The sequence below is a fragment of the Agrilactobacillus yilanensis genome, from assembly GCF_003946725.1.
Classification (GTDB): Bacteria; Bacillota; Bacilli; order Lactobacillales; family Lactobacillaceae; genus Agrilactobacillus; species Agrilactobacillus yilanensis.
Genome location: NZ_RHOY01000037.1, coordinates 1 through 2,137, shown reverse-complemented (window position 1 = coordinate 2,137; position 2,137 = coordinate 1). Strand labels below are relative to the sequence as shown.

2 protein-coding genes are annotated in these 2,137 nt (G+C 43.1%); both read right to left on the bottom strand.

Annotation, left to right across the window (positions count from 1 at the left end; translation table 11 throughout):
* Positions 1-60: 60 nt before the first annotated feature.
* Complete coding sequence (gene istB / locus EKM93_RS13425) at positions 61-798, bottom strand: IS21-like element helper ATPase IstB (protein WP_039106840.1); 738 nt, start codon at positions 796-798, stop codon at positions 61-63.
* Positions 799-808: 10 nt separating this feature from the next.
* A complete protein-coding gene (gene istA / locus EKM93_RS13420; RefSeq protein ID WP_039106842.1) occupies positions 809-2,032 on the bottom strand; it encodes an IS21 family transposase in 1,224 nt (407 codons plus the stop codon).
* Positions 2,033-2,137 lie beyond the last annotated feature (105 nt).

Below are 2,137 nucleotides of genomic sequence, written 5' to 3'. Positions count from 1 at the left end.
TGTCAATGGCGATGTAAAAATGTAGGTTTATGGCGGTTAGAAAATGTAGGTTTTAGGCGGTCAATCGGCACCCTTCAAACGGTATGATTTACCCGTGATCTTCACGACATGTACGTGGTGGACTACTCGGTCTAGGATAGCGCCAGTGACAGTTGGGTTTTGAAAAATTTCAACCCAGCCGGATAAATCTGTATTGCTGGTAATGATAGTGGAGTTCTTCTCGTAGCGTGCGTTAATCAGTTGGAATAAGAGATTGGCCTCGTCATGGTCAATTGGTAAGTAACCAATCTCGTCGATGACCAACAGATCGTAACGCGCATAACGATTGATACTGCGATCAAGATCACCTTTCTCATAAGCCGCACGTAGTCTACTCAATAACTCATGACAATTAATAAATAGGGTCCGCTTCCCTTGTCGACATGCTTCGATGCCAATACTGATGGCCAGGTGGGTCTTCCCTACACCTGGACTGCCAATGAAGACCAGATTTTCTCGTTTTTCCATGAACGCTAGGTCTTGGAAACCCAGCACCTCTTGTTTATTGATGTTTGGCTGAAAATCAAAATCAAATGCTTTAAGGGTCTTCTGTTGTGGAAACCGTGCTCGTCGCACGATTCGTTCGATTTCTTGATCAGACTGCCAGTTTAGTTCAGCTGTAGTTAGACTAAGCATGGCATCGGTGAAAGATAGCTGTTGTGCATTAATTTGGTCGATGTACTCGGGTAAGTATGCATGCATCTTATCTAGGTGTAACACTTCTAGGTTGGTCAACAGTTCTTGAAATTTACTTGTCATCGTCTACACCTCACACTTCATCATACTCACTCAAATGTTCGCTGATATAGGCTTCAATGTCCTCTTTACTGCGACCTTTGAGTAAATCAGATCCTAGGATCTGAACTCGGTCTTCGTCGTTATAATTGAATTGACGAGTCGATATAACGTGCGCCCGAATCATCTCTCCGTTATAATAGATTTGGATATGTTGCTCATCATCGGTAAGCTCTATGCCAACAGTGCGACCGATGTAGCGCGGATCTACGGAGTACTTACATTTGCGAAAGATCACCATCGATTCCTTGGAGACGACACGGGTAATGTCCTCTTCAAAAAAGGGGTCGAGTAAGTGTTCTGGCAGTTGATGTAGGTACTCCTTTTCTTCATCCTGCCACTTGTAGATAGGAATCTGTTCAGTAGCTTGTGAGACTTCGTGATTCAAGTCGTAACACAACTCATCCACAATATTAATCAAGTCGACTTCGTCACTAAATTCATTATTGTAAACCCGTAGTCGTTCCGTGGTGCGTGCTAAAGCTTCAACGACACCTTTAGTCTGAGGACGAAAAACGCGGCAGACAATGGGCTGATAGCCAGCGTCCTTGCTGAACTGTTTGAAACGCTCATTCAAAACGACACGTTGTCCGATATCTGATTTCGCATGGTCTACGACCTGTTTCATATTGTCGAACCAAATCTCGCTCGGAACACCGCCGGTGTGATCGAATGCATCATCCATACAGTTGAACAGTGTATCTTGGCTACGCTCAAAAATTAATGTGATGTATTTAAGCTTGGAGTAAGGTAAGACATACAAAAAGATGTTGAACGTAAACGACCTCCCCTCATTGTTGTAAAGGGTCATCTCTTCCTTCCAGTCAACTTGTGCTGAAAGTCCAGCAGTGTGTTCAACTCGGATGGTCGCCTTGTGAACCTGATGGTGCTTGTACTTAGCACAGTAGTCTCTAACAATCGAATACTTACCGGTAAAGCCATGTTTTTCAATAAATTTGAAGATGGCCATCGCAGAACAGCCAATCTCTAGTTTCTCACTGATCTTCTCTTTGAAAGGGTCGAGCTTACTGGGACGAGCTGGTTTAGGATGGTGATCTACTTGTGGCTGTTGAGCTTCCTCATAGGCACGTTTAACAGTACGGTAATCACAATTGTATTGTTGAGCGATGGCAGCGAAATTGGGCTTAATATCTTCAATCATAAATTTTCTAACTTCCTCTCGAATATCTTGTCTCACATCGTTTTCCTCCTTGGTTACGATGTGATTTATGATATCAAAAAATGTAGGAAAACCGACAATTTCAAATTGCCATTTTCCTACATTTTACCGCCGCCATTAACA